Raw genomic sequence first — 344 nt, forward strand, 5'->3', positions numbered from 1 at the left:
ATGTAGGTTTTAAAGGAGATGCCCTCGATGTAGTCCATGACGAAGTACGAGGTGTCGTTCTCGTCAAAGTAGCTGGTCACCGCCGCAATGTTGGGGTTGCCGATGAATTTGGCCAGGGTGCGGGCCTCCTCCTGGAACCGTTCCGAGCCGTAGGTGAAGTCCTCAGACCGGCTCTCCACCGCCACCGAGACAGTGGTGCCGATGCGGGTGGCGATCTCGTTGGGCATGAACTCCTTGATGGCCACCTTGGCCTCCAGCTGGGTGTCCCAGGCCAGGTATGTGATGCCGAAGCCGCCCTGACCCAGCACCCGACCCACGATGTACCGGTCATTCAGAACGGTCCC

Annotated in this window: 1 pseudogene; it reads right to left on the reverse strand. The window is 60.2% G+C overall.

The features are described from left to right. Positions 1–344 (reverse strand): annotated as a pseudogene (locus H6B31_RS16890) (PASTA domain-containing protein); the annotation flags it as partial.

It is taken from the genome of Pseudoflavonifractor capillosus, assembly GCF_016899775.1.
Classification (GTDB): domain Bacteria; phylum Bacillota; class Clostridia; order Oscillospirales; family Oscillospiraceae; genus Lawsonibacter.